Origin of the sequence: Lentilactobacillus farraginis DSM 18382 = JCM 14108, from assembly GCF_000583655.1 — a bacterium.
Taxonomy (GTDB): Bacteria; Bacillota; Bacilli; order Lactobacillales; family Lactobacillaceae; genus Lentilactobacillus; species Lentilactobacillus farraginis.
This window is the reverse complement of sequence record NZ_BAKI01000008.1, coordinates 35830-61737: the sequence shown is the minus strand read 5'-3', so window position 1 is coordinate 61737 and position 25908 is coordinate 35830. Positions and strand designations below refer to the sequence as shown.

Here is a 25908-nt window from a genome sequence, read left to right as displayed (position 1 = left end):
AAGTAAGCTACCGGAAGTGTAAGTACTGCCAATACGCAAAGCATGTCGTACAGAATTAGCTGTACTTTAAAGTCACACTTTCTTTTGATTTGGGTCTTGATATAAACCTAGCTTTGTAAACAATGCAAGTGCATGTTACTGAATTGACAGGTTGGTTTCAAGAGCTGGTAAAAAGTTAAACAGTATTTTGACTGATGAAAGGTGAGAACCGGAAACCGAAAACCGGGGAAATTATCGCTGATTAAAAACGGGGCACTCCATAAAACGGCAATTGCTGTTTTGCGGGGTGCCCTGTTGATTTGATTATTTTTTGATTTCAAGTGGTTGTTTTAAACGTCCCAGACTTTTTCAGCGATTCGCTTAACCAGTCGTAGCTTATCCCATTGCTGTGCTTCGGTTAGCTTATTGCCTTCTTCGGTTGACGCAAAGCCACACTGGGTTGAAAGTGCCAGATTTTCTAATGGGACTTTTTCTGCGGCTTCTTTAATTCGGTCAATAACCTGATTCTCATCTTCTAATTCGGGAGACTTTGAGGTAATCAGGCCAAGGACAATCCGCTTGTGCTGATCACCATTCCAAATCCGGTCGAGTGGTGCAAAGCTGCCGGAACGCTGGTTATCATATTCCAAGAAGAGACCGTCGTAATGTAATTGCCCCAGATAGTCGGCAACGTCATCGTAGCTGCCGGAGAACAGGTAAGTCGATTTGAAGTTTCCTCGACAGATATGGGTTGTAACAGTCAGGTCTTTTGGCAGTCCTTCGAGTAATTGATTAATTACCCGAACCGCGTCTTCGGCCATTTGAACGTAACGTTTGTGTTCGGCTTGGTCGTTAGCTGTTTCATTTAGTTTGGTGATCAAAAACGCCCAGGTAGTATCGTCTAATTGAATGTAACGACAGCCGAGTTCGTAAAAGTGTTGGATTGTTTGGTGGTAGGCAGCTGCCAAATCATTTAAGTAGGCGTCCCATGATGGATAGAATTTTGACCAGTTATCACTTCGATTATCTCTGAAGAGCATGGAAGGTGATGGAATCGTTTGCTTCGGGGTAACGTCCGCCGGTGTGATTGACTTTAAGAATTTGAAGCTGTCAAAGAAGGGATGGTTTGGATTATAAGCGATTCGACCAATTAGATCTGCATTATCGGTTCGAGTCTTGCTACCGTGAAACTTGTAGCTTTGATGATAGTCGTAGTGGCCAACGCCGGTGAGTCCCCACAGGAAATCCAAATGCCACCAGGAGCGGTTGAATTCACCATCCGTAACGTCTTTTAAGCCTAAGTCAACTTGGCTTTTTACGATCTTGCGGGTTTCATCGTGTTGAACCTGTTTTAATTGGTCAGCAGAGATGTTGCCTTTCTTAAATTCTTCATGGGCGTCTTTTAAAGCCTGGGTTCTAAGCAAACTTCCTACTACATCGTAACGGTATGGAAATTTAATTCTGGTTGCTGTATCTGTCATGGTTAACATCCTCCTAAGTGATATTTGAATCAAACAAAGTTTAATCTACGAAAAAAGCATCCGTTCCCTGCTTGTCATTTAGACAAACAAGGGACGAATGCTCGCGTTACCACCCTTATTTACATTATTCTCACAAATAATGCCTCAACGGTACCGATTGATACCCGGGAAGTTAACGGTTCCTACCGATTGTTCTGCGTGAACAAAACGACGACTTAACAGAGCTCATCTTCAACGTGGCATGCATACCCCTTCTCACCGGCGGGGCTCTCTTTTATGCAATTAACGCTTACTCTTCTCCTGGTCTTTTTAATTTCGTAGACTAATCAAATTTTAATCTAGGATAAACTAAATGAAGGGAAAAGTCAATCAAGGACCAGCTGCTGGATTAATGCTTCGTCTTCTTATCCGGGTGACGATACATTCTTGAGATTCCGAAGGGCACCAGTGTTAGGAAAATCAGCCATGAGAATAATCCCTGCGGTGAGTTGTGCGTATACATTGGCAGCAAAGCAGTGTAATTTTGAGTGATGCAATCGTAAATAGCAACGCCAATGGTGAGCACTAGAAAAGTGCCTGATATTAACAACAATAGTTTTCTTATGTTCAATGGGAAAGCCCCCTTGCTAAAATGAACAAAACATCATCCCAACCCAAATATCGATTACATTTTGCGCTTGATTAACGTTAAGTGCAAGCGGATGGACTGTGATTTTTGAAAAGAGGAGATTGTCACTATAACTTAGCTCAAAAGGCATTATTTAAATTATTTGGGACGTGGTTCAATTTTAATAAGTTAACCAGGAAAGTACCATAGTGATTAATCACGTGGAGAGTATTGGATTGCTTTTTACTGGTGATTCAACGGTGGCTTTTCCTTTGTAAAGGTGACAATTGCCAACAGGACGGCGTTGATTAATAACGCACATAGAAAGACGTTGGTGCCGGTGGCCTTTAGAAAATAAGTACTAAACATGATCCCCAAGACAAACATGCCAATTCCACTGAGAAAGTGACCGGCTTTAATCAAGGCATCATGGTCTTGACTGAAGACGGCTTCGTAGACATTGTTGGCAAAGTTCTTTAGATTTCCGGTCATGATTCCGTTATTAACACTGGTACCACCGATTTTATTGAAGACGGTGAGCTCGTATCCGGAAAACAGGCCGAGTGAAAAGAGCATGGTTAAGTTGTTGATAGCTGTGAACATAGCGGCGTAAAGCAGGCCGAGAAAGACAAGACTTAATAATAGGAAAGCGGAGAAACGGCGGCTGGTACGCAGCTTCAAGTGTTTGCAGGCTTGAGAAATAAACGCGCCCAGCAGGAAACCTACTAAAACCGGCACCCGGATATAGGCAACCTGCCAGCCCTTTGATGCCAATTCGTAAGCGAAAACCACCAGGTTACCGGTTTGGGCACTGACGAACGACCCGTCGAAGTTTTGAAACGTGTAGGCATCGATGGCGCCCATGATGAAAGTTTGCAGTAGTGTCGTTAAACTGTTTTTGGTTGAAAATTCCATAGTTGAATTGCCCCTTTTGGCGATCAGATCGCACATAAAAATTAAAAGATGAGTATATTTTCTCACTTTCTGTGGAAAGTTGATATAATAAAAGGGCTTTTCGTGAGAAAATATTACATTTTATGTGGGCAATATTAATTTCAGGGGATTCTGCGGTACAATAGTGGGCAGTAACCAGACAAGGGGCTGATGATCATTTACGAACCGAGTATTTTAGTTGCCGAAGATTTTTCGGCAGTGGGTCGGCTGTCGATGACGGCGGCAATTTCAGTTTTTTCGGGATTTGGACTTCAAACGGCAGCGATGCCGACAGAGGTCTTGTCTACCCAAACGGAAGGCTTTGGTCGGCCGGCTATTTTTAAAACGGATGATTGGATTGAGCAAGCCATGCGTCATTGGCAGGCGATTTCTGATTTAAACCTTAACGCGGCTTTGGTCGGCTATGTTGGCAATATCGCGACAGTAACGTTGTTAACCAATTTATTGCGCCGTTCCAATATGGCCCCCGTTGTCATTGATCCGGTTTTGGGGGACCAGGGAAAGATGTATGCCGGTTTTGACAGCGAATATCTGGCGGCAGTTAAAAAACTATTAGCAACCGCGACGGTAATAACGCCCAACGTTACTGAACTGGGCTTACTGACCAATACGAAGCTGACGCGACATCCTCAGATAAGGCGATTTTAGCGGCACTCACGACACTTGATGAAACACTGACCAACCATCCCCGAGTAGTCGTAACCGGTGTTCGCCGAGATGCCGGCATGGGATCGTGCTTTACCCGTAATGGCCGGCTGGTCTGGAACGGTTCGCCGTTTGTTACCGGTCATTTTTATGGCACGGGCGATTTGTTTTCAGCGTTAATGACCGGTTACCTAGTTTTCGGTATGACGTTTGAAAGTGCAGTTCAACGGGCGGTTTCCGGAACCTACGAAGCAGTGTCCCAAACGGCTCAGTTGGCGTCAAATCGCCGAAAATACGGTTTGAATTTAACCAAAACGCTGAATGCTGTGACCAAATTTACTTTGGGTCAGAAGAGAGGGGAGTTTTAGGCATGACGTTAGCGACAATTAGACAAGACTTAAGCGATGTTTTGACAGAATATTTTGATAAAGTCACCTTTCCTAAAAACGGCATCTTTGTTGTGGGCTGTAGTACCAGTGAAATCAGTGGCAACTGGAAAGGAACCGATTCCCGGTTGGATGTTGGAACGGCGGTTGTGGAAACGCTGATGGATTTTTTGACACCCAGGGGCATTCACATGGCCATTCAGGGCTGTGAACACATTAATCGGGCTTTATTGGTTGAGCGATCAGTTGCCGAAAAGCACGATTTGGAAATTGTCTCGGTCGTCCCCGCAATTCATGCCGGCGGTGGTACGCAGGTGGCCGCCTATCAGCGAATGACTGATCCGGTGGAGGTGGAACACATTACCGCGTTTGGCGGTATTGATATCGGCGGTACTGAGATCGGCATGCATGTTAAGTTCGTCCAGATTCCAATCCGGCTGAATCACCGGAAAGTCGGGGCAGCAAATGTGGTATGCTTATCATCAAGACCAAAATTAATTGGTGGTCAGCGGGCGCAATATACATTTAGTGAGAAAAACACCCAAGACCAACTTTTAGAAAGGAGTTAAAGTTTTGGATAATAAACAAGTTAATCAGCGAACCCAATTTAAAACGGTTATTTTGACGGCAATGTTTGTCGCCGTTACTTTGGCAGTCAGTATTGGTATTCCACCGATTCCAATTCCCGGCACTCACGGTAATATTAATTTATGTGACGGCGGCATCTTAATCAGTGCGTTGCTGCTGGGACCCAAAGTCGGCGGTACCGTGGGGGCTTTAAGCGGCTTTTTATTGGATATTCTTTCCGGATATAGTAACTATGCTATTTTTTCATTCATTGTTCACGGACTTGAAGGCCTGATTGCCGGTTGGATTAAGAACCGAGGCGCCAAGAAATCAGTTGACGTTATTGCGGTTCTAATTGCCGCCGTGGTTATGGTTGTTGGCTATTTCTTTGCGGATACCATTCTTTACACCATTTCGGCCGGCTTCCTGGGGATTTTTACCAATACAATCCAGGGATTGGTCGGTGCGGTGATTGCATTGGTTGTCACACCGTTCTTACGGAAACGGATCCATCGTTAAAATTAATCATTGGTCGGCAGTCGCGGTTAGGCTGCCGATTTTTTCAGCTTGATTAAAATTGAAACAATTCATGAGGTGATTGCTGGATAGCTATAAAAGCACTACAATATTAACAATCGTAATTTTTGATCGGGGGTTTTATAAAATGGCTGAATTAGAAAATGAGTTGGGAAAACAAGATCTTGAACAACTTCATCAGGATTTTAAGAACGCACCCAAGAGTGACATTCTTTCGCGAATTATAACTCAAAACGGGATTAACCAAGCCGCTCAGGATCCGGATGCGCAAGTCCGGCTTGATCCGGTTTTTTCGGTTGACCTGCAGACCGGAACGGTAACCAATCAAAAGCAAAGCGGGCGCTGTTGGTTATTCTCTTTGGTTAATACGTTGCGGCATGGATTTGCCAAAAAATACAAAGTGAAGGATTTTAATCTATCACAAAAATACTTATTCTTTTGGGATCGAATCGAACGGGCTAATATTTATTACAGTCGTATGATTGCGACTGCCGATCGACCAGCCGATGATCGGGAGGTAACCTACTATCTGAGTATGCCCGGTAGCGATGGTGGTCAATGGGCAATGGCAGCCGCGTTGGTTCAAAAGTACGGGGTTGTGCCGGTAAGTGACTATCCGGAAACCAGCAACGTTGAAAACACCGGCGCACTGGATACGGTGATGAATCGAAAACTGCGGCTTGATGGCATGCAGCTGCGAGAGATGGTGCGTGCCGGTAAAGCCGATGGTGACATTCAAGCTGCCCGCAACAAGATGTTGCGTGAAGTCTATCGGATGGTAGCCTATTCATTTGGTGAGCCGCCGACAACGGTTGATTTTGCCTATCGGGATGATGACAAGAAGTATCACCGTATTAAGGGCCTAACACCGCAGCAATTTTACAAGCAATATTTTGACGTCGATTTGGACGATTACGTGGTGATTGCCAATTCGCCGGATAAGGACTTTGATCGGCTATATTCGCTACCAAGTCAAAACAACGTGATTGGCGGCAAACAGATCCAATTCTTGAATCTACCAATGGCAACGCTGAAGAAAGCCACTGTGGCGCAGTTAAAAGATGGCGAAACGGTTTGGTTCGGAAATGATGTGTTGGAGCAAATGGACCGCAAGAAGGGCTATTTAGACAGTCATCTTTATCGATATTCCGAATTGTTTGACGTTAACTTGGAAATGGATAAGGCCAAGCGGCTGGAATATCACCAGGCTGAAGTCTCCCATGCCATGACCCTCGCCGGGGTTGATTTGGACGATCAGGGACAGCCTACCAAATGGAAGGTTGAGAATTCCTGGGGTGACAAGTACGGCAACAAGGGTTACTTTACAATGGCTGACAGTTGGATGAACGATTATGTTTATGAGGTTGTTGTCCACAAACAATATTTAACGGCGGAGCAGCAAAAGCTTCTTAAAACAGCACCTGTTGAATTGCCCGCTTGGGATTCATTGGCATAATTTTGATAAGGGAACTTAAAGTTAAAAGCAATAACGACAAAAAGACTGGGGAAAATTTTTCCCAGCCCTTTTGTGTAATCGCGATTATATTCTGGAAGTTAACCGCCTTTCGTCCCACTCTTGAACAATGATGCTATTAATTTCCCGGTGTTACCAATACTTGGGTGGCATCATCATTATCCAAGTTTCGAACGACTTTGAACCCGGCAACGTTTAGATTGCCAGCATGATATTTACCGGTAACCTTGCTTTTGACGGTCACGGTTTGATCCATTGGAATATCTGAAAGCTTACCCTTCATATAAATAATGGGATTTGTAGCCGAATCATTTTTAAAAGTATATTTTAACGTGCCTTGTTTAGCCAAATCATTAGCCTTTTTGGCATCCTTATAAGTTTTATACATTTTGCTGACACTGTAAATTGTAACCGTATGGTTGCGCTTATCAAATTTGTAAGCGTCAATGCCGGTCTTGCTTTTGGCATTGATCGCACCGTTCATATACCAAAGATTGTCGTTGGAAACCAGGGCTTGCTTCGCGGTTTTACCCTTGGTCGCGTTTTGCATACTAGTCTTACTGCTGGGGTTAGCCCCTTTTTGGCTGGATTTGCCGCAACCGGCCAAAACAAGCCCCAGCCCCGCGGTTGCCATCAAAATAACAGCTAATGATTTGCTCTTTTCCATATTCGTTATCACCTCATATGATGAAATTATCACACAACACTTGCAAAATCTAGTCGTATGTTCGAATATTAATAAAAGAAACGAAATCTTAACACGTTCGCAATTTAGAAATATTGAAGCGAATGATTAATAATGTAGATAGGAAGATAGTTATGGCAACCATTCGGGACATTGCCAAGAAGATGGGATTATCGGTTTCCACCGTCTCTCGGGCACTTAATGATAATCAGCGGATTAGTATTCGAACCCGCAAACGGGTGAAAAGAATTGCTTCGGAAATGGGGTATCAGCCCAACTACAATGCCAGGAATCTGACGAATCGAGAAGCTAATGCAGTTGGAGTTGTTTTTCCCGTTAATAATCGGGTGATTGATAATATTTTTTACGTTGGCTTATTGCGCGGCATTAACGAAGAGCTGACTTCCAGAAATTATGTGCTTTCGGTTGCAATCGGTAATTCAACCGAGCAGGTTCTTGAAAACGTGAAATCCATGATTACCCGGGCACAAATCAAGCGGTTTATTTTACTGTATTCTCATATCAATGACCCAGTGATTGAACTGTTACGGCACCAACCGGTTGACTTTGTGACGGTCGGAAAGCCGGCAGCCGGTCAAAAGTGGCCCTATGTCGATAATAATAACGTGAAGGCTGGTGCTGATGGGACCCGACTGTTACTGAACAACTATCACGCTGAACACCCGATTTTCGCAGAATCGCCGAATGGCTGGCCTTATGAATTGGATCGGCGGGAAGGGTATCTTCGAGAAATATCGCAAACCGATCGCAAACCAGTTATTTTTTCGGTTCCCGATCAGGATAACACTGCGTTGGATCAATTCATTAAAGATCATCCGCAAATCGACGGGGTGGTGGCAACGGACGATTATACGGGCTTGAAACTATATCGACGGTTTAAGACACTTTATCCCAATAAAGAAATTAACGTTGTGGGTTATAACAACTCGTTGCCAAATGAATTAATCGATCAGCACTTTCATTCAGTCGATCTACACCCCGCCGAAATGGGCCAGGCGGCTGTTCAACTACTGTTTGAAAAAGAAACAGGCAGCGCTCGGGTTAAGCATACGATTGTGGCGCACAGCTTTTTTAATTGAGTACTTTAAAATATCTTTAAGCAGGGAGGTGTCGGCGTGCAGCGACAAAATCAATGGGTGCTTTTGATGTCGACATCGATTGTGTCCTTCATGTCAACGATCGATGCCAGCATCGTCAACATTGCAGTCCCTAAAATTTCCCGGGACCTTCGCATTCCCAATAACCAGGCGGAATGGATTGTATCGGTATACCTGGTGTTGATTTGTATTCTGCTGATTTTCTTTGGTAGGCTGTCGGATCAGCTGGGGAGAGTTCGGCTTTTTCAAATTGGCACGATAATTTTTGTCCTTGGGTCGCTGGCTTGTGGACTTAGCGTTAATTTGCCGACAATTTTAGCTGCCAGGGCGGTGCAGGCACTTGGGGCTTCGATGACAATGGCGACTAACTTTGGTATTATTACCGACATTTTTCCGTTGAACCGGCATGGTTTGGCACTGGGCGTTAACAGTTCCTTTGTCCAAGTCGCAACATTGCCGGCCCCGGTGTTGGTGGCTTGATTTTAAGCTTTGCCAACTGGCACTATATCTTTTTTGTGAACGTACCAATCGGCATTGTTGCCTTTTTCCTGGGGCACCATTTTTTCCCTCGACCTAAACCGGTGCGGGGATGGCCCAAAATTGATGCGGTTGGATTTCTAACCTATGCCGGTATGATTCTCAGCTTTTTTGTGATGATCTTTTGGGGACAGATGATTGGTTTTGGTCACTGGAAGATTCTGGGATTAGCCATAGTAACACTGGCATTCTTGGCAGTCTTTGTCTTGGTAGAACGCAGCCAGACCGACCCACTGATTAATTTGCGAATTTTTCAAAATCTGGGGTTCAGTTTTGGTATTCTGTCGGCTATGCTGGTCTACATGTGTGGCTACTTTAATAATGTTATCATGCCGTTTTATCTGCAGGACCGGCTATTATTATCGTCTGGTATTGCGGGGTTGATATTGATGGCCGTGCCGGTGGTTAATATCTTCAGCGCCCCGGCTGGCGGGACACTTTTCGATCATATCGGCGCGGAAAAAGTGTCGTTTATCGCGTTATTTATTTTTATTGTGCCGGAAGTAATCTTTATTCTGATAACGCCACAGTGGTCACTTCTTTGGCTGATTATCGGCTTAGCGCTGTTTGGCTGTGCAAATGGTGCCTTTCAGAACAACCCGATGATTATGGGTAACGCGGCACCGGAGTTTCAAGGAATTGCCGGTTCCATTGCGGCCTTGGGACGGAATCTGGGGATGTCGATGGGCCTGGCTTTGGCGACGTCGTTACTATATCATGGCATTAGTTTAAAAGCTGGTCAGCGAATGACGACTTATCCGGATATGCATCCCGACTGGTTTGTATTTGGTATGCACTATGCCTATGCTTTTTCGCTGGGATTAATATTAATCGCGATTATTTTGCTTGGGATTGTTTTAAGAAAAAAATATCGGACTTAATTAAGAAACACGCTGTGATTGCTTTAAGCAACCGGCAGCGTGCTTTAGATTATTTAAGGGCTAATTTAATCTCGGACATTATCTAGTTGCCATTACGAACAGTATAAAAGACGGAGTGATTCACTTGTGTTCGTAAGTACTCGAATTCCATATCCAATTTTGCCGGATAAAGATAATTGATAGAAACCGCTTCAATATGATCAGGATGTTCAGTAATGAGATCTAAGTATCGGGCGTTGTTCATATGTCCATAATTATCAATATCTCGCGGTAACACCCGAAAACTTGACTGGGTCTGGTGTTCGCTTGCCGGTGCATCGATCTTATCACGGTGAAAAGTTAATTTCTTGAGATCGTCTACCATTAAATGAGTAGGGTAATTTTCCGGCAGCTTGGCAATTTTACCAGTTAACTTATTGACAATAAAGGCGTCTTCAATTTGGCTGGCAATTAATTTCTTTGCGGTATTGCGGATTTCAACCAAACGGGTTATTTTAAATCGATTTGTATCTGTGACAAATGATTGCAAGATAATCGGTTTATTAAGCAAAGGGACTTTATGAATATTAATTTTATGTGAAACAACAAAGTAAAGCAGATGGGGATCTATGCTGGGTAATTGTTTTTGAAGTTCTTGGAAATGCATCCAACCGGCATTTTGAAATTTATCAACTAGATTTCCCAATCGTATTTTGGCGTCCTGACCAACATCGGATAAGTGAATGTGACTTTTAATTTTAAACAATGGGCTCACCTTCTATTAGTGTTATGAATGACTCTTTAAACTTGATTTTAAGTAGATACATCGATAATATACATCTATAGATAGGAAATGTCTATAGGCTGTAAACTTTCAGGAAGGGACAATAGTCATTTTGAAATTAAAAAGTAGTTTTGAACAGGCAGTCTGCATTTTATTAATGTTGGCGTTAAGTAAGAATCATATGCCATTAAGAAGTGCTGTCATCAGTAATCGGTTGGGTGTTTCAGATTCGTATCTAAAGAAGGTGTTGCACCAAATGGTAGTAGGCGGTCTGATTAGCTCTGAGGCTGGTAAGGGGGGTGGCTTTTCTCTCTGCTATGATATTAATCGGATGACGCTTCTCGATATTTACAATGCTATTGAAGGATCGTCTCCTCTCATTAAGCCAACCGGCATCGCCAGGCAGGTTTTCTTTGATGGTCAGTTTGTGGAAGTACAGGAAGAAAAGATTTTTGACCAGATTGGCAGAGCGGAAACGCAATTTAAGTCCGGATTAAAAAAGGAAAACTTAGGGACCTTACTGATTAATCCGGATGGCACTCACAGACAGCCAATTGATTGGAATCAAGTAGGGGATGATTGACATGTTTAAAAATTCCAAATCCAGGATGGCAGCAATCTCTGACGGGGTGTTTGCGGTTGTTTTAACCATTATGGTGCTGGACATTAAAGCGCCCATGGCAAATATTTCCGACTATGAAATTCAGCGGCTGATGATGCAGTTATTGTCCTACCTGATTAGTTTTGGAGTAGTTGCTCAATATTGGGTACTGCATCAAGAATTGTTTACAACGTTAAAAACAACAACTTTCAAAATCATGATTGCCAATATCTATTATCTGTGTCCGATTTGTCTGATCCCATTTGCGACAACCTGGCTGAGTAGCAGCTTTATTTCCAGTGAAAGTGCAATTGGTTTTGCCATTCTGATGTTTATTGTGAATGTTTCACAGTTATGGCTTTTTCATCTGGTCATTGAGCAGAATCGTCATGACGGCCAAAGGATAATCGAACACGATGTAGAAGAGTTTCGCTCGGTTAAAGTGATGGTTGCCATCAGCATTGTCTACATATTCGTTAGTTTATTGATACCAAAGTTCCTGCCGGCTGCGATTGCCCTGGGGATTTTATCCAGGGTACTGATTACTAGGGGAATTCGATTTTACTTGGAACGACAATCAAAATAAGACGCAAAAAAGTCAGTTTGGGACACTAAAACGACTGGTGCAACTCCAAGATTGAGTTGACACCAGTCGTTTTTTAGATGTTGAATTTAAATTGAGTAATTAAAGTCGTTCGTTTAATTCCTTGCCTAATTTTTCGTAGCCGGGCTTACCCAACAACGCAAACATGTTGGTCTTATAAGCTTCAACCCCGGGTTGGTTGAATGGATTGATCCCATTCAGGTAACCGGAAATCGCCACGGCAATTTCAAAGAAGTAGATCAGATAACCCAATGTGTAAGGCGTCTGGTCTGGAATATGAACACTCATATTCGGTACGTTGCCGTCGGTGTGGGCTAAGACGACGCCTTCAAAGGCTTTGGTATTGGCAAAGTCCATGGTTTTGCCTTCCAGGTACTTCAAGCCGTCCAGGTTGTCCTTTTCCTTGGGGATATCCTCATCATGATTAGGGTGATCCACTTTGACAACCGTTTCCATCAGGTTACGCAAGCCTTCCTGAATGTATTGGCCCAGTGAATGCAGGTCGGTAGTGAAGTTGGCTGATGACGGTAGATGCCTTTTTGATCCTTACCTTCGGATTCACCCATCAACTGCTTCCACCATTCAGCCAGATACTGCATGTTGGGTTCGTAGTTTTCCAATAATTCGGTCGTATAGCCCTTACGGTATAAGATATTACGATAAGCCGCGTATTGATAAGCTTCATTCTTGGTCAAATCAGGGTCGGTGTAGGCGTCGGCCGCATCGGCAGCCCCCTTCATCAAGTCATCGATGCTGGCACCTGATACGGCGATTGGCAGTAGGCCAACCGGAGTAAGCACGGAGTAACGGCCACCGACACCATCCGGGATGATGAAGGTTTCATAGCCGTTGGCATCGGCTTCCTGACGCAAAGCCCCGTGAGCTTTATCGGTTGTCGCGTAAATCCGCTCCTTAGCACCCTCGGCACCGTATTTTTGCACTAGCTTGTCTTTGAAAATCCGAAAGGCAATCGATGGTTCCGTGGTGGTTCCGGACTTGGAAATGACGTTAACGGAGAAGTCCCGGTCACCAATCAGGTGCAGCAGATCATACACGTACGATGGGCTTAATGAATTACCGGCAAAGAAGACCTGTGGGAATTTCCGCTGGTCATCCGGCAAATAATTGAAGAAGGTATCGTTGAGAAAATCAACGGCCATCTTGGCGCCCAGATACGAACCGCCGATTCCGATAACCACAAGAACTTTAGAATCGCTTTGAATCTTCTTGGCGGCCTGTTTGATGCGGTCAAATTCAGCCTTATCATAATCCTTTGGCAACGTCAGCCAATCCCGGAAATCACTACCGGCACCGGTGCTTGGCGAACTTCCGCGTCGGCAGCGTTAACCATTGCCTGCATTTCGCCCAATTCGTTGTCATGGACGAACTTCGATAATTTTGAACTGTCAAATGAAATATGTGCCACTGTTTTATATCCTCCTCTGAAAACATAAGCGCTTAACTTAATAGTATCATTAAATTAAACGCTTAATGCTCAAAATATTTTTTTAACTACAGAATTTGGCAGAATTCAATGGTTTCTTGGTTGGGACCAAGAATATTGAAGTAACGAATGCCCTTTTCCCAGAAAGAAGGGATTGATTGAATTTCTTTGTCAACCAATTCAAGGTCTTGTGCCTTGGCATCAGCAAATGCTTTTTCAACATCCGGTGTGTTCAGAGAAATATGGTTGATTGCGCCGGCCTTCATAGCAACTGGGTCGCCTTCCCATGTTTCAATCGTTAAATTACCGAATCTCATGAAAGCACAGCGGTTTTCACCGTTGTGGAACAAGCCGGCCTGTTCAAAGCCGAGTGATTCGTAAAAAGCAATGGTCTTGTCTAAATCTTTTGACGGAATCCCAACGTGTTGAATTCCTGTAATGTCATCTTTAATTGCCATGATAAGCTTCCTTTCAGACTAATCTAAACTATTCTTCCGTTTTACCAACATCCAGTGCTTGATGCTTTAAGCCAGGGAAGACCTTTGCATCGGCAATTCCGGTAATCCCGCCTTGGAAAAGGAAGGCAAAGATAGTTCCGATACCAAAGTTGGTAAATTGTCTGGTAATGATGAATGCCACAATCGCCATAATTGTAGGTGGAATGTAGGAAGCCCACATGGCAATATTGGCATTTCCCTTAAAGTACTTGAAACGCAGAATCTGCATTAAATCATCGGCCGGGTGCAGTACCAGGTTAACCCGCTGATAGATTGAAATGGCTGTTCCGATTAGCGCAACACCGAAGAAGTTGAGCAGAATGTAGAAGATAATCATTCCGGTAGAATTTGCGGCTGGTAATCCCTTGAAAAAGGAGTACTTGCCGATAAAGAAATCTTCGAAGATTTGAATTAACGCGGAGAAGGGAACCATGAAGATTAAGTTTCCAAGTGCTCGTCGCCAGCTCCAGTGACCAACCAGGATAGCATTCAAAATGGTAATAACAACTCCTAAAATCAGAAAGGCCCAAAACAGGTTCCAGCCAAAGGCAACACTCAGGTTGGCTTCAGCGGCTGTCCAATAAGCCGATCCCAAATAGGAGGGGTGAATCTTGGCACTGGTTACAAGTGTCAGCACGTTTCCGGCGGAGTTAATTACCAGAGAAATAATAAAGTATACAATCGATGTCGTCATCGAAATTGTTCGGCCGTTTAAGACTTCGGATTCGTTCATGTTGGCCTCCTCGTTATTTAACATGTTAACTAGTCACCTACTTTAACAACCGCTTTTGAGGCAATCTTGGTCTTGCCTTGAAGCACACCTTCAACTTGGTCAAGTGATAATTCGTCACTGATTAATGACTCAACGTCTAACTTGCCGCTTTGCAGTAAGGCAATTGAATCCTCAAATGAGTTCGGGTTGATAAATGATCCCTGAACAGTTAATTGCTTTTGGTAAACTTCGTAAGTGTTCATTTCAAAGTGGGCATCCGGCTTACCAACACCAAACATTAAGACTTGGGCACCCTTACGAGTAGCTTCAACGGCTTGTTCCTGGGTTTGTGGTAAACCAACAGCTTCAATGACAACATCATAATTGGCGGGAATTTCTTCACGTGTGGTGTTGTAAGTGTTTTGAACACCGAATTTGTCTTTGTTGCGCTTTAATTTTTCATCATTAATACCGGCAAGGTCAACTTGGTGAACGCCATATGCCTGTAAAATTTGGGCAAATAGTTGACCCATGAAACCATCACCGATAACCAGTGCGCGTTGGTAAGGGGTTAAGTGAAGTAATTTGATACCGTGAACGGCACAAGAAATTGGTTCAACCGTTGCGGCAGCTTTTAATGAAACGCTGTCTGGAATTGGATAAACAACAGTTGCCGGTGCGGTAAATGATTTTTCCAAACCACCGTTACGGGTAACACCAACGGCTGACAGGTTTTCGCAAAGTTCCGGCCGGTCAGTGTGGCAGTAGAAGCATTGGCCACAGTAGATATTAGGGTCAACAGTTACTCGGTCGCCAACTTTAACGTTGGTAACGTTGGCACCGACCTCAGCGACAATTCCTGAGTTTTCGTGACCGAAAACGATTGGTGGAACGGCATCGGCAGAACCTGGTAAGCCGTTGTATAAAGCGTGGTCAGTACCGCAAATACCTGCATAGGCGGTATTGATTAAAACTTCGTTAGGCTTGATTTTAGGTGTATTGATGTCTTCAATTTCCATCTTTTTGATATCAGTAAATACAAGTGCTTTCATGAATATAGTCTCCTTTAGAATGTAAAGCGCTAACACAAACGTTTGTGTTTTTCAGTAAAAAAATTATTTGTTAAGTTCTTCAACTGCTAAAGCAAAGTCGCCGACAGTTGCCGAGCCGTTGTTTTTAACCAGTGGCATGACGATATATTTATCCAAGTCGCCAACATCTACATAGTTGTTCAACAACTCTTTGAATTGAGCCCGAACTTTCTTTAAGAACGGTTCGCTGACAACACCACCGCCAAAGACAATTTTGGCAGGTCGGAACAACAGCGTTTCTTGAATGGCGGCCTGAGCAACATAGAAGGCCATAATGTCCCAAACGTGATCGGTAAGCGGGATATCTTGACCCTTTTTACCAGTCCGGGCCTCAAATGTTGGTCCGCTGACCAAACCTTCCAGACAATCCCCGTGATATGGACAAATCCCCTTGAAGTCCAAGTCATCTGGATGACGCTTCAAACGAACGTGACCGACTTCCGGATGGCCAATATCACCGATAAAGTGACCGTTGACGATTTCGCCGGCACCAACACCGGTTCCAATCGTAAAGTAAACCAATGAATCGATCTTTTCGTTGAAGAGGGTTGCCATGACGTATTCACCGTAGGCCGAACCGTTAACGTCGGTTGTCCAGGAAATCGGTAAATCAAAATCCTGTTTTAAGCGACCGACAAAGTCTGTATTGGCCCAACCTTTTTGGGGGTGTTGGTAATGTACCCATACTTTGGTGAATTCTTACGAAGTTCGATGGGCCCAAATGATGAAACGGCGATTGCCTGCAGATCTTTAAACTGCTTAAAGTAATCGACTGTTTTTTGAAGGGTCTCTTCCGGCGTCGTGGTTTTAATGTGGACACTGTCAATAATTCGATAGTCTTCATTACCGACGGCACAAACAAATTTGGTACCGCCAGCTTCAATACTTCCAAGTAACATTAATTGTCACCACCTTTAATTTAATCCTCGAAGTGATTCCCTTGTGAATCATGATTCAATATAACACAATTTTTCTATATGTAAATGAAAATAAATTTGATTTTTAGGAGTCTTATTTTCATTAAACTTATTAAGGTCTAGACCATGGGCAAATCAAAGTGAAAAAATAGCCAAAAACTTTTTTTGTAAATTTTTTTCTAAGCCAACTTTGGCCGGTAAATAAACGTTGTTTACTGTTTTTAGTTTTTATTTTACCGCAAAATTGAAAACGCTATGAAAAAATATTTCACAATCTTTATTAATCGCTACCATCGCTTATATAACAGCATGAAAGCGTTATTATCATCAAAAAGAGTTGTGCAACCGGTTGCATTAATTCGAAAACGGTGTCATAATATCATCGTTAAAGCAATTATTAATTATTCAAGGGCGAAGATATGGAGGAATAAACATGGAGGAACGAAGTGCAGAAGCAGCAACCAGGAAGTCTGGGCTACCCAAGCTTCCTGCCAGCACTATTTGGATGATCAACTTTGGTTTCTTGGGAGTCCAAATGGCCTTTACGCTGCAGAGCTCGCAGATGAGTCGGATTTTTCAAACGATTGGAGCGGATCCCAATAAGCTGGGGTGGTTCTTCATCTTACCGCCACTGGCCGGCTTGATTGTTCAACCAATTATCGGTTACTATTCGGATCGAACCTGGGCACCAAAGCTCGGGGGCCGTCGGCTGCCTTATCTGGCATTGGGAACATTGATTGCGATTATCGTGATGTGCCTGCTGCCAAATTCCGGTAGTTTTGGTTTCGGTTATGCGTCGATTACCGCGCTGTTGTTTGGTGCCGTGACCGTGGCCTTACTGGATGTTTCGTCAAATATTGCCATGCAGCCGTTTAAGATGATGGTTGGCGATATGGTAAATGACGATCAAAAGAGTTATGCCTACGGGATTCAAAGTTTTCTGTCAAACGGTGGGGCGGTAATTGCGGCCATCTTTCCGTTTTTGTTTACGGCGCTTGGAATTGCCAATACCGCCAAGAAGGGGGTTGTGCCCCAATCAGTCGTTATCTCATTTTATGTTGGCGCGGCTATCCTGCTGCTGACGAGTTTATTGACTATTTTTAAGGTGCATGAATACGATCCGGCAACCTATGCCAAGTATCACGGGATTTCGGAAGAAGCCAACACAACGGGCGGCAATTGGTTTGCCCTTTTAAAGAAGGCACCAAAAGTATTCTGGACCGTTACACTGGTTCAATTCTTCTGCTGGGTTGCCTTCCAATACCTTTGGACTTACTCAGCCGGGGCAATTGCCCATAATGTTTGGCATACTACCAACGCCGCTTCAACCGGTTATCAGGCAGCCGGTAACTGGTACGGTGTTTTAGCCGCTGTTCAATCGATTGCGGCGGTGGTTTGGTCATATGTATTGGCGAAGGTGCCTAACGATCACCACAAATTAGGTTATGCCCTCAGTCTCGGACTGGGAGCTGTCGGCTTTCTGTCAGTCTTCTTTATTCATTCCCAGTCTGTGTTGATTATGTCATTTACCTTGGTCGGGATGGCTTGGGCAGCAATGAACACCTATCCATTGACGATGATCACCAACGCTTTGTCCGGTGAACACATGGAACTTACCTCGGCTTATTCAATGGTTCCATCTGTCTGCCGCAGATTGTTGCTTCATTGGCCAGCTTTGCTTTGTTCCCGCTATTGGGCAATGCTCAGGAAAACATGTTCCTGCTGGCCGGCATCATTATGGCAATCGGGGCATTATCCGTTGGCTTGATTAAAGAAACTTATAAAGCTTAATTAAGAAAGGATCAATTGCAAATGAAGAGAATTTTTGACGTTCAGCCATGGCATATTGTGACCCATGAATTTAATCCCCAGGACAAACGACTGCAGGAATCAATGACCAGTCTTGGAAATGGCTATATGGGCATGCGGGGGTTCTTTGAAGAAAATTATAGTGGTGACAGCTTGCCCGGCATCTATCTGGGTGGGGTCTGGTATCCAGATAAAACCCGGGTTGGCTGGTGGAAAAACGGTTATCCGGAATATTTCGGTAAGGTTGTCAATGCGGTCAACTTTATTAAAATGCCAATTCGAATCAACGGCGAACAGGTAGACCTGGCGAAAGATCAAATCAGTGATTTTAGCCTGGATCTTGATATGAAGCGGGCCGTGTTGACCCGATCATATACGGTGACTAAGGGAGCTGCCCAAGTTGCCGTTACTTTTGAACGGTTCCTGAGTGTTGCCCAACAGGCGTTATCAGCACAACAATTGACAGTAAAAAACGTCGGTACCGATAAAGTAATGGTTACGGTTGATTCGGCAATTGATGCCGACGTTAGAAACGAAGACGCAAACTATGATGAACGTTTTTGGCAAGTGGTTTCCACTAATCAGAAACCAGATTCCGGTAGTGTGGTTGCTGAAACGACACCGAATCCGTTTGGCACACCCCGATTTACTTCCGGTATGGAAATGCGTCACGTTTCCGATTTAAAAAACGTTTCGGTAAGTCAGCCAAACGATAACGAGGTTGTTAATGAGTTTGTAGGGGAGTTGGCAGCCGGACAAAGTGCCCAACTTGAGAAACGGGTGATTGTCGTGACTTCACGGGATTACCAGTCCACTGATAAGCTGATAGCTGCCATGCATCGGCTGAGTGATCAGACAGCGGAAAAGACCTATGATGAGCTGCTTAATGCCCACACTCAAATTTGGGCGGAACGTTGGAATAAATCAGATATTGAAATTGCAGGCGATACTGCCGCCCAACAGGGAATTCGCTTCAACATGTTTGAACTGTTTTCAACTTATTATGGGGAAGACGCCCGGTTAAATATTGGTCCCAAGGGCTTTACCGGTGAGAAATACGGTGGTGCGACCTATTGGGATACCGAAGCCTTCGCGGTACCGGTTTATCTTGGCATTACCGATCCGAAAGTAACCCGCAATTTACTGATGTATCGCTACAAGCAACTAGCCGGCGCCTACCATAATGCCAAACAGCAGGGCCTTGCCGGCGCACTGTTCCCAATGGTGACGTTTGACGGAATTGAATGTCATAATGAATGGGAAATCACGTTTGAAGAAATTCACCGAAACGGGGATATTGCGTTTGCAATTTATAATTATACCCGTTATACCGGTGATACCTCCTACGTCCTTAACGAAGGTTCCAAAGTCCTGACGGAGATTTCCCGTTTCTGGGCGGACCGGGTTCACTTCAGCCAGCGCAAGCAGAAGTACATGCTGCACGGCGTAACCGGACCGGACGAATATGAAAATAACGTTGACAACAACTGGTACACCAATCTCTTGGCCCAGTGGACCTTAAAATACACGCTGTCGGTTTTGAAGAAAGTTTCACCGGCGCAGGCCGAAAAATTGGCGGTCAGCGATGACGAGAAGAAGCACTGGCAGGATATCGTAGAGCGGATGTATCTGCCTTACGACAAAGCGTTGAATATTTTTGTTCAGCAAGATGGCTTTTTGGATAAGGATATTCAGCCGGTTTCGGCAATTCCTGCTGATCAGCTGCCGATTAATCAGCACTGGTCATGGGATAAGATCTTACGGTCACCTTATATCAAGCAAGGAGACGTCCTACAGGGAATTTGGGACTTTATTGATGATTTCACGCCGGCGCAGAAGAAAGCCAACTTTGACTTCTATGAGCCACTGACGGTTCATGAATCCAGCCTGTCAGCATCTATTCATTCGGTCCTTGCGGCTGATTTACATTACGAGGATAAGGCAGTTGAATTGTATGAACGAACAGCCCGGCTGGATTTGGACAATTACAACAACGACACTGACGACGGCTTGCACGTCACGGCTATGACCGGCGGCTGGTTGGCAGTCGTTCAAGGATTTGCCGGTATGCGGGTTCGTGACGGTCAGCTGCATTACGCGCCATTTCTGCCGAAAAAGTGGCAGCGCTATTCGTTCCGCCAAGTCTTTCGGGGCCGCTTGATTGAGGTCGACGTGGACCAAGACGGTGCGCAGTTTAAATTAATTGATGGTGAACCGATTACGATTGATGTTGCCGGCAAACCTTTAAAATTAACCAAATAATGGTCTGAAGAAGGATCGGTAATTGCCGGTTCTTTTTTATTTTGGGAAATCATGATTGGGGTGTCGAATCAATTGACCTGACTATTTGAATATCGGATACTTAAAGTAGTTGATGAGGATTATGTGGGATTACCTTTTAATGTCGTTTAGTTAATGGAGGGATTCTTATGTCACTTACAATCGGTGTTATTGGCGCGACCGGAATGGCCGGCAGTGCTATTACAAAAGAAGCGCTTAACCAGGGATTAACTGTTCGAGCGTTTGTTCGAAATGAGGCGAAGGCCAAGGCTTATTTGGCGACCAGGTTGATTATCGGGTGATTGACGTATTTGACATTCAAAAGTCGGATGTTGACGATTTGGATGTCGTCGTTGATGCTTTTTCACCCGGTCATGACCCGAGTGAAGCATCTCAACACGTAGCCCTTGCCAAACATTTGGTGGATTTGGTGAAGGGAAGCGATAAGCCGCGACTGTTCTTTATCTTGGGCGCGGCCAGCCTCAATATTGGCGGCGGCCGCCGATTAATCGACCGACTTGAGGGACTGCCGAATAAAGAACAATTCATCGCGACACCACGGGCGCAATCAGAAGAGTATGCGTTTTTAACCAGTGTAAAAGCCGCCAACTGGGTTGCCATCTCTCCAAGTTCCAATTTTGTGCCGGGAGAGCTGGCTCCCTATGAGTTGGGCCATAATGACCTTTTAAGAAATGAAGCCGGTAAATCAGAAGTCACTTCCGGGACCGTTGGCAAAGTAATTGTTGACGAGATTGTTCACCCAACGCATCAAAATGAACGGTTTACGGTGGTTAACAAGTAACATTTCGAACTATCAGACCGATATAAAGAGTGGGTTACCATTTGATTTGGCATTGCCAAGAGGTGGTGACCCACTTTTTTAAATTAAAATGAATTTTTTGTGAGATGACATATAATAGTAACATAAACGTTGCCTGATTTAAAACGTTAAAAAAACATACAAATAATTTTACATACAAAGAAGTGACTCAAAATTCCACATACTTATAATTCAAAAAATATGCCGATTCTTTTAAACAGGCTGATTTCACTAACAGCTCAATATGGCTATACAGTTGCGCTGAATATTATTCTTGCCAAGATTTCCGTTAATTCGGTACTGTTTCTTTGGTGTGCCAAGATTGTTGGCAGCTTGCTGTCTTTACCAGCTAATCGGCAACTGAACCGAATTCAAAACAAAAAAACGTTATTGATTAGTTTGGAAATAGCCAAAGCCGGTATTTTTGGCGTCATGCCGTTACTTTTTCGCCATTGGTTACTTTTTGGGTTGGTACTTTTGGTTGAGATTATTAGTGATGTTTTTGATGGGAACCTAACCGCTTTTGTGCCTAAGGTAGTTGAAAGGGAAAATTTAAGTCGCTTTGATGCATCAATTACGTCAGTTGGTTCGATTTCATATTTTGTTGGGCCTTTGCTGGTAGGTGTGCTGCAGGGACAACCAGAGTCCCTATTGTTCTATATTTATGGGCTGGTTACATTTCTGGGCGGTTTAACGCTGTGGCTGCTGCCAATAGTTGAATTTGAAAGTAACAGAAGAGAAACCGGCTTGTCACTTTTAAAGCTGGATTTTGTCCAGGCAATCAGAGCTATTCTATCAGTGAAAGGATTAGCAGCAATCTGCCTGGTTTACTTGCTACTTGATAATATGGGAACCGGATTGGACTCGTTTGAAATTATTTTTGTGACCAAAATTATTGGACTGACTGCCGCGCAATATGCCTTTTCGCTGTCTTTTTTAGCAGTTGTTTTCCTGATTGTCTCGGCTGCTTTGGCATTTTGGAGAATCGGATTGCGAAGTCAAACCGTCTTTCAAATCGGAGCCGTTATTTATATTGGCTATGCAGTAGTGATGCTGATAAGTCGACAGTTCGGGATATTACTGGTTTCTTACACCTTATTGGCAATCGGACTGACATTAATGGGAAATATGGTTGATAATTTGATTCAAATCAATATTGATGATGAAAATCGTTCCCAAGTATTTATTCTAGAGAGTATGCTGACCAATATTTTGTCCGCAGTAACAGTCTTTGTGTTAGGAATCCTTCAAAATACTGGGCTGGGGATTAATCTTGCTTACTGGGGATTGGTAGGGCTAACAGTTATGGTAGTTAGCATCATTGAGATAGTTAATCGACAGCGGACATAGGCTGCACCATCGATATTTTGATGTCGGTTAAAGCAGAAACCAAATAATGACTTGGTTTCTTTTTTACTTTTTTCTGAAAAATACTTTAATAAATTCGGAAATGATAATACAATGAGATTATCTTAATTTGATTAACTACAACATGTTTTTCACGAAAATAAATGAGATTGCATCATATTTTTGATTAAAGAGGGATTAGATATGGCCAGTGAAAACAAAAATTCACTTTTGGACGTTAAGGGTGTTAGTACAGCCTTTAAGATTGGCGATAACTATTATGACGCGGTTTCCGATGTCAGTCTTCAAGTACACCACGATGAAATTTTGGCAATCGTGGGTGAGTCCGGTTGTGGAAAGAGTACGCTTGCGACAACAATCATGGGGCTTCATGATCCTGAGGAAACCAGGATTTCCGGCGAGGTCAATTTTGAAGGAACTGATCTGTTGAAGCTGGATGAAAATGGTTATAACAAAATTCGTGGGTTAAAGATTGGGATGATTTTTCAAGATCCGCTGTCTGCACTGAATCCGTTAAAGCGAATTGAAGACCAAATCCAAGAAGTCATGATTTATCACACCAAGATGACCGAAAAGCAACGCCACGATCGGGTGATTGAATTATTGAACGAAGTCGGTATTGATGATCCGCAACGAACGGCCCATCAATTTCCGCATCAGTTATCAGGTGGGATGCGGCAACGGATTATTATCGCTATTGCCATCGCCTGCAAGCCTGATTTAATCATTGCCGACGAACCAACCACGGCCTTGGATGTTACGATTCAAGCCCAAATTTTGGACGTTCTGCGGGATATTCAAAAAGAAAACCACGCAGGGATTATTCTGATTACTCATGATTTGGGCGTGGTGGCCGAAACGGCCGATCAGGTTGCGGTAATGTATGCCGGTCAGTTTGTTGAGCAGGGGAGCGTTGAACAAATTTTCAATAATCCTAAGCACCCTTACACCCGCTCGTTGTTGCGGTCGATGCCACAACGAGATAATGAGCGCGATGAGCTTTACGTTATTTCCGGAATGGTACCGTCACTGCAGCGGATGCCCAAAACCGGAGATCGATTTGCACCGCGAATTCCATGGATTCCGGCTGCCGCTCATGAAAAAAATCCGGTGATGCACGATTTGGGGAGCGGGCATCTGGTCAGGTGTACCTGCTACAAGCAATTTTACTTTCCGGATCAAGTGAATAAGGAGGGGCTTTCGCAATGAGCTTGATTGAAATTAATAACTTAAAGGTTCATTATCCATTCGGGGCGGTTTTTGGAATCGGGTTGTCGACAACGTTAAGGCGGTTGACGGCGTTACATTTAATATTGAAGCCGGCGAAACCTATGGGTTGGTTGGCGAATCGGGTTCCGGTAAATCAACCACGGCCAAAGCGATAATCGGCTTGGAAAAAGCCACTTCGGGAACCGTTACATATAAAGGAAAAGATGTTATCCAAGCTGAAAATCGACGAAAATTGCACTATAACCATGATGTTCAAATGATTTTTCAGGATTCCCTGTCAAGCCTGAATCCCCGTAAACGAATTGAAGATATTATTGCTGAACCGTTGCGGAATTTTGAACACTTGAGTAAGGATGCCGAAAAGTTACGGGTATTACAATTATTGGACATTGTTGGTTTGGATCCCGATGCGCTATATAAATATCCACACCAATTTTCCGGTGGCCAGCGGCAGCGAATCGGAGTTGCCCGGGCAGTTGCGACCCATCCGCGGTTAATCATTGCTGACGAGCCGGTTTCCGCACTGGATCTTTCCGTTCAGGCACAGGTGCTTAATTTTATGAAAAAAATTCAACGAGACTTTGGTATCTCATATCTCTTTATTTCTCATGATTTGGGGGTTGTCCGCCACATGTGTAAAAATATTGCGATTATGAACCGGGGCAGAATCGTCGAAATGGGCAGCCGTGAAGACATTTACGATCACCCAATGCACATCTATACCAAGCGGTTATTGGCTGCGATTCCGGAAACCAACGTGACGCATCGAAAAGAACATCGTCAGCGGCGATTGGAAATTGAAAAAATCTATCAAGAGCAGCACCAACGATACTACGACAAGGACGGGATGGCTTTTCCGCTGACTCAAGTTTCGGCAACCCATGCCGTTGCCCTGCCGCCTGATGAAGCGCAGCAATATCGTCAAAATAAGCGTAACGAAGGGGTGACGATCTGATGTGGAAGACAATTTTGCGGCGACTTTTGATTATGATTCCAGAGTTGATTGTGCTAAGTATTTTGGTTTTCCTGTTGGCCAAAGCGATGCCCGGTGATCCGTTTACCGGGACAATTAATCCGCGGGCCAGTCAGGCGCAAATTCATCATTTGATGGTGATTCATGGGCTTTATGATCCTTGGTACCAGCAGTATTGGAACTGGATTGTCCATTTGTTCCACGGTGATCTGGGGATTAGTTACGAATATCAGGAACCGGTTGTCGATTTGATCAGGCAGCGGGGAACCAACACGTTATGGCTGGCACTCTTTACGATGGTTCTGACTTATGCGATTGGCTTGCCATTAGGAATTTATGCTGGGCGTCATGAAGGAAAGCTCCAAGACACATTGGTTCGCATTTATACATACGTGACCATGTCAATTCCATTTTTCGTTGTGCTGGTTATCGGAATCTGGATTTTCGGTTACACGCTTAATTGGTTTCCGACAAGTGGTTCGATTTCATCGCAGGCAAGCGGCTTGGGTGGCTCACTTATATCGCGGCTGGGCCACATCATTTTACCTGGTCTGCTGGGGGCCTTGTTTGGGACAGTCAATATCGTCCAGTATCTGCGTTCTGAAGTTATTGATGCCAAGCATTCCGACTATGTCAGGACTGCCCGGGCCAAAGGGGTGCCGATGAAAGATATTTATCGACACCACATTTTCCGAAACTCGTTGCTGCCGATTGCGGCCTTTGCCGGTTACTCGATTACCGGTTTGTTGGGTGGCTCGATTTTTACGGAAATGGTCTTCTCATATCCGGGGATGGGCCTGCTGTTTCTAAATGCCATTAATTTCCGGGATTATACCGTTATTACGGCGCTGGTCTTGTTATATGGGTTCCTGAACCTAATGGGGACGCTACTTTCCGATATCGCGTTGAGTATTGTCGATCCACGTGTTCGAGTTGAATAGGGGGGAT

General features: G+C 44.1%; 21 protein-coding genes and 5 pseudogenes. 17 read left to right on the top strand and 9 right to left on the bottom strand.

Annotated features, from left to right (window positions below; genetic code table 11):
• Positions 1-329 precede the first annotated feature (329 nt).
• Complete coding sequence (locus JCM14108_RS04840) at positions 330-1460, bottom strand: vitamin B12 independent methionine synthase (protein ID WP_035178825.1); 1131 nt, start codon at positions 1458-1460, stop codon at positions 330-332.
• 850 nt (positions 1461-2310) lie between these two features.
• Positions 2311-2982, bottom strand: coding sequence for a YoaK family protein (locus JCM14108_RS04835; RefSeq protein WP_035178823.1), 672 nt, complete (start codon positions 2980-2982; stop codon positions 2311-2313).
• Between the two features lie 189 nt (positions 2983-3171).
• Here JCM14108_RS04835 and JCM14108_RS15120 point away from each other — a divergent pair, with 189 nt between their 5' ends.
• The 5 genes from JCM14108_RS15120 (at position 3172) to JCM14108_RS04815 (ending at position 6612) form a co-directional block, all read left to right on the top strand.
• Positions 3172-3669, top strand: coding sequence for a bifunctional hydroxymethylpyrimidine kinase/phosphomethylpyrimidine kinase (locus JCM14108_RS15120; protein ID WP_237745716.1), 498 nt, complete (start codon positions 3172-3174; stop codon positions 3667-3669).
• Positions 3663-4034: a bifunctional hydroxymethylpyrimidine kinase/phosphomethylpyrimidine kinase gene (locus JCM14108_RS15115; protein ID WP_369385525.1), complete on the top strand. Its 372-nt coding sequence runs from the start codon at positions 3663-3665 to the stop codon at positions 4032-4034. The genes JCM14108_RS15120 and JCM14108_RS15115 overlap by 7 nt, the downstream gene beginning before the upstream one ends.
• A 2-nt stretch (positions 4035-4036) precedes the next feature.
• Positions 4037-4621 carry a TIGR01440 family protein gene (locus JCM14108_RS04825; RefSeq protein WP_035178820.1) on the top strand — a complete coding sequence of 195 codons (585 nt, stop codon included), beginning with the start codon at positions 4037-4039 and terminating at the stop codon, positions 4619-4621.
• A gap of 4 nt (positions 4622-4625) precedes the next feature.
• On the top strand, positions 4626-5138 hold the full coding sequence (locus tag JCM14108_RS04820; protein WP_035178818.1) for an ECF transporter S component: 513 nt from the start codon (positions 4626-4628) through the stop codon (positions 5136-5138).
• 145 nt (positions 5139-5283) lie between these two features.
• Positions 5284-6612, top strand: a complete 1329-nt coding sequence (locus JCM14108_RS04815; RefSeq protein ID WP_035178815.1) for a C1 family peptidase — start codon at positions 5284-5286, stop codon at positions 6610-6612.
• Between the two features lie 136 nt (positions 6613-6748).
• On the opposite strand, the gene JCM14108_RS04810 is transcribed toward JCM14108_RS04815, so the two are convergent.
• Positions 6749-7297 (bottom strand): hypothetical protein, encoded by a 549-nt coding sequence (locus JCM14108_RS04810; protein WP_035178812.1) that lies wholly within the window; start codon positions 7295-7297, stop codon positions 6749-6751.
• A gap of 152 nt (positions 7298-7449) precedes the next feature.
• On the opposite strand from JCM14108_RS04810, the gene JCM14108_RS04805 reads away from it, so the two are divergent.
• Together JCM14108_RS04805 and JCM14108_RS04800 are read left to right on the top strand one after the other, a co-directional pair.
• On the top strand, positions 7450-8415 hold the full coding sequence (locus JCM14108_RS04805; protein WP_035178810.1) for a LacI family DNA-binding transcriptional regulator: 966 nt from the start codon (positions 7450-7452) through the stop codon (positions 8413-8415).
• Positions 8416-8481: 66 nt separating this feature from the next.
• Positions 8482-9851: pseudogene (locus tag JCM14108_RS04800) on the top strand (MFS transporter).
• A gap of 82 nt (positions 9852-9933) precedes the next feature.
• On the opposite strand, the gene JCM14108_RS04795 reads toward JCM14108_RS04800, so the two are convergent.
• Positions 9934-10605, bottom strand: coding sequence for an acyl-ACP thioesterase domain-containing protein (locus JCM14108_RS04795; protein ID WP_035178808.1), 672 nt, complete (start codon positions 10603-10605; stop codon positions 9934-9936).
• Between the two features lie 121 nt (positions 10606-10726).
• Between JCM14108_RS04795 and JCM14108_RS04790 the strand changes: the two genes are divergently transcribed.
• Entirely contained in the window at positions 10727-11197 is a 471-nt protein-coding gene (locus JCM14108_RS04790) for an RrF2 family transcriptional regulator (protein WP_035178805.1), read from the top strand.
• 1 nt (position 11198) lies between these two features.
• Positions 11199-11801, top strand: a complete 603-nt coding sequence (locus tag JCM14108_RS04785; RefSeq protein WP_235807181.1) for a TMEM175 family protein — start codon at positions 11199-11201, stop codon at positions 11799-11801.
• A 99-nt stretch (positions 11802-11900) separates the two neighbouring features.
• Here JCM14108_RS04785 and JCM14108_RS04780 read toward each other — a convergent pair.
• From JCM14108_RS04780 to scrK, 5 genes and pseudogenes are all read right to left on the bottom strand, one after another.
• A pseudogene (locus tag JCM14108_RS04780) lies at positions 11901-13245 on the bottom strand (glucose-6-phosphate isomerase).
• 86 nt (positions 13246-13331) lie between these two features.
• A complete protein-coding gene (locus JCM14108_RS04775; protein ID WP_035178802.1) occupies positions 13332-13721 on the bottom strand; it encodes a VOC family protein in 390 nt (129 codons plus the stop codon).
• Positions 13722-13749: 28 nt separating this feature from the next.
• On the bottom strand, positions 13750-14517 hold the full coding sequence (locus JCM14108_RS04770) for a DUF6198 family protein (RefSeq protein WP_035178800.1): 768 nt from the start codon (positions 14515-14517) through the stop codon (positions 13750-13752).
• A gap of 5 nt (positions 14518-14522) precedes the next feature.
• Positions 14523-15524 carry a zinc-dependent alcohol dehydrogenase family protein gene (locus JCM14108_RS04765; protein ID WP_035178798.1) on the bottom strand — a complete coding sequence of 334 codons (1002 nt, stop codon included), beginning with the start codon at positions 15522-15524 and terminating at the stop codon, positions 14523-14525.
• A 63-nt stretch (positions 15525-15587) separates the two neighbouring features.
• Positions 15588-16462, bottom strand: a pseudogene (gene scrK / locus JCM14108_RS04760) (fructokinase ScrK).
• A 451-nt stretch (positions 16463-16913) separates the two neighbouring features.
• On the opposite strand from scrK, the pseudogene JCM14108_RS04755 reads away from it, so the two are divergent.
• The 8 genes and pseudogenes from JCM14108_RS04755 (at position 16914) to JCM14108_RS04725 (ending at position 25901) form a co-directional block, all read left to right on the top strand.
• Positions 16914-18271: pseudogene (locus JCM14108_RS04755) on the top strand (SLC45 family MFS transporter).
• Between the two features lie 21 nt (positions 18272-18292).
• On the top strand, positions 18293-20551 hold the full coding sequence (locus JCM14108_RS04750) for a glycoside hydrolase family 65 protein (RefSeq protein ID WP_035178795.1): 2259 nt from the start codon (positions 18293-18295) through the stop codon (positions 20549-20551).
• A gap of 167 nt (positions 20552-20718) precedes the next feature.
• A complete protein-coding gene (locus JCM14108_RS16200) occupies positions 20719-20871 on the top strand; it encodes an NAD(P)H-binding protein (RefSeq protein ID WP_237745715.1) in 153 nt (50 codons plus the stop codon).
• On the top strand, positions 20868-21371 hold the full coding sequence (locus JCM14108_RS04745; protein ID WP_237745714.1) for an NAD(P)-dependent oxidoreductase: 504 nt from the start codon (positions 20868-20870) through the stop codon (positions 21369-21371). The genes JCM14108_RS16200 and JCM14108_RS04745 overlap by 4 nt, the downstream gene beginning before the upstream one ends.
• Before the next feature lie 219 nt (positions 21372-21590).
• Positions 21591-22739, top strand: coding sequence for an MFS transporter (locus JCM14108_RS04740; protein ID WP_035178792.1), 1149 nt, complete (start codon positions 21591-21593; stop codon positions 22737-22739).
• Between the two features lie 201 nt (positions 22740-22940).
• A complete protein-coding gene (locus tag JCM14108_RS04735) occupies positions 22941-23966 on the top strand; it encodes an ABC transporter ATP-binding protein (protein WP_035178789.1) in 1026 nt (341 codons plus the stop codon).
• A pseudogene (locus tag JCM14108_RS04730) lies at positions 23963-24942 on the top strand (ATP-binding cassette domain-containing protein). The gene JCM14108_RS04735 and the pseudogene JCM14108_RS04730 overlap by 4 nt, the downstream one beginning before the upstream one ends.
• Positions 24942-25901, top strand: coding sequence for an ABC transporter permease (locus JCM14108_RS04725; protein ID WP_035178786.1), 960 nt, complete (start codon positions 24942-24944; stop codon positions 25899-25901). Before JCM14108_RS04730 ends, JCM14108_RS04725 begins: the two are co-directional and overlap by 1 nt.
• Positions 25902-25908 lie beyond the last annotated feature (7 nt).

Excerpts from the sequence above, each read along its gene's own strand:
- JCM14108_RS04840 (WP_035178825.1), bottom strand. The coding sequence starts at position 1,460 with ATGACAGATACAGCAACCAGAATTAAATTTCCATACCGTTACGATGTA.
- JCM14108_RS04835 (WP_035178823.1), bottom strand. The coding sequence starts at position 2,982 with ATGGAATTTTCAACCAAAAACAGTTTAACGACACTACTGCAAACTTTC.
- JCM14108_RS15120 (WP_237745716.1), top strand. The coding sequence starts at position 3,172 with ATGATCATTTACGAACCGAGTATTTTAGTTGCCGAAGATTTTTCGGCA.
- JCM14108_RS04825 (WP_035178820.1), top strand. The coding sequence starts at position 4,037 with ATGACGTTAGCGACAATTAGACAAGACTTAAGCGATGTTTTGACAGAA.
- JCM14108_RS04815 (WP_035178815.1), top strand. The coding sequence starts at position 5,284 with ATGGCTGAATTAGAAAATGAGTTGGGAAAACAAGATCTTGAACAACTT.
- JCM14108_RS04810 (WP_035178812.1), bottom strand. The coding sequence starts at position 7,297 with ATGGAAAAGAGCAAATCATTAGCTGTTATTTTGATGGCAACCGCGGGG.
- JCM14108_RS04805 (WP_035178810.1), top strand. The coding sequence starts at position 7,450 with ATGGCAACCATTCGGGACATTGCCAAGAAGATGGGATTATCGGTTTCC.
- JCM14108_RS04785 (WP_235807181.1), top strand. The coding sequence starts at position 11,199 with ATGTTTAAAAATTCCAAATCCAGGATGGCAGCAATCTCTGACGGGGTG.
- JCM14108_RS04775 (WP_035178802.1), bottom strand. The coding sequence starts at position 13,721 with ATGGCAATTAAAGATGACATTACAGGAATTCAACACGTTGGGATTCCG.
- JCM14108_RS04770 (WP_035178800.1), bottom strand. The coding sequence starts at position 14,517 with ATGTTAAATAACGAGGAGGCCAACATGAACGAATCCGAAGTCTTAAAC.
- JCM14108_RS04765 (WP_035178798.1), bottom strand. The coding sequence starts at position 15,524 with ATGAAAGCACTTGTATTTACTGATATCAAAAAGATGGAAATTGAAGAC.
- JCM14108_RS04750 (WP_035178795.1), top strand. The coding sequence starts at position 18,293 with ATGAAGAGAATTTTTGACGTTCAGCCATGGCATATTGTGACCCATGAA.
- JCM14108_RS16200 (WP_237745715.1), top strand. The coding sequence starts at position 20,719 with ATGTCACTTACAATCGGTGTTATTGGCGCGACCGGAATGGCCGGCAGT.
- JCM14108_RS04740 (WP_035178792.1), top strand. The coding sequence starts at position 21,591 with ATGCCGATTCTTTTAAACAGGCTGATTTCACTAACAGCTCAATATGGC.
- JCM14108_RS04735 (WP_035178789.1), top strand. The coding sequence starts at position 22,941 with ATGGCCAGTGAAAACAAAAATTCACTTTTGGACGTTAAGGGTGTTAGT.
- JCM14108_RS04725 (WP_035178786.1), top strand. The coding sequence starts at position 24,942 with ATGTGGAAGACAATTTTGCGGCGACTTTTGATTATGATTCCAGAGTTG.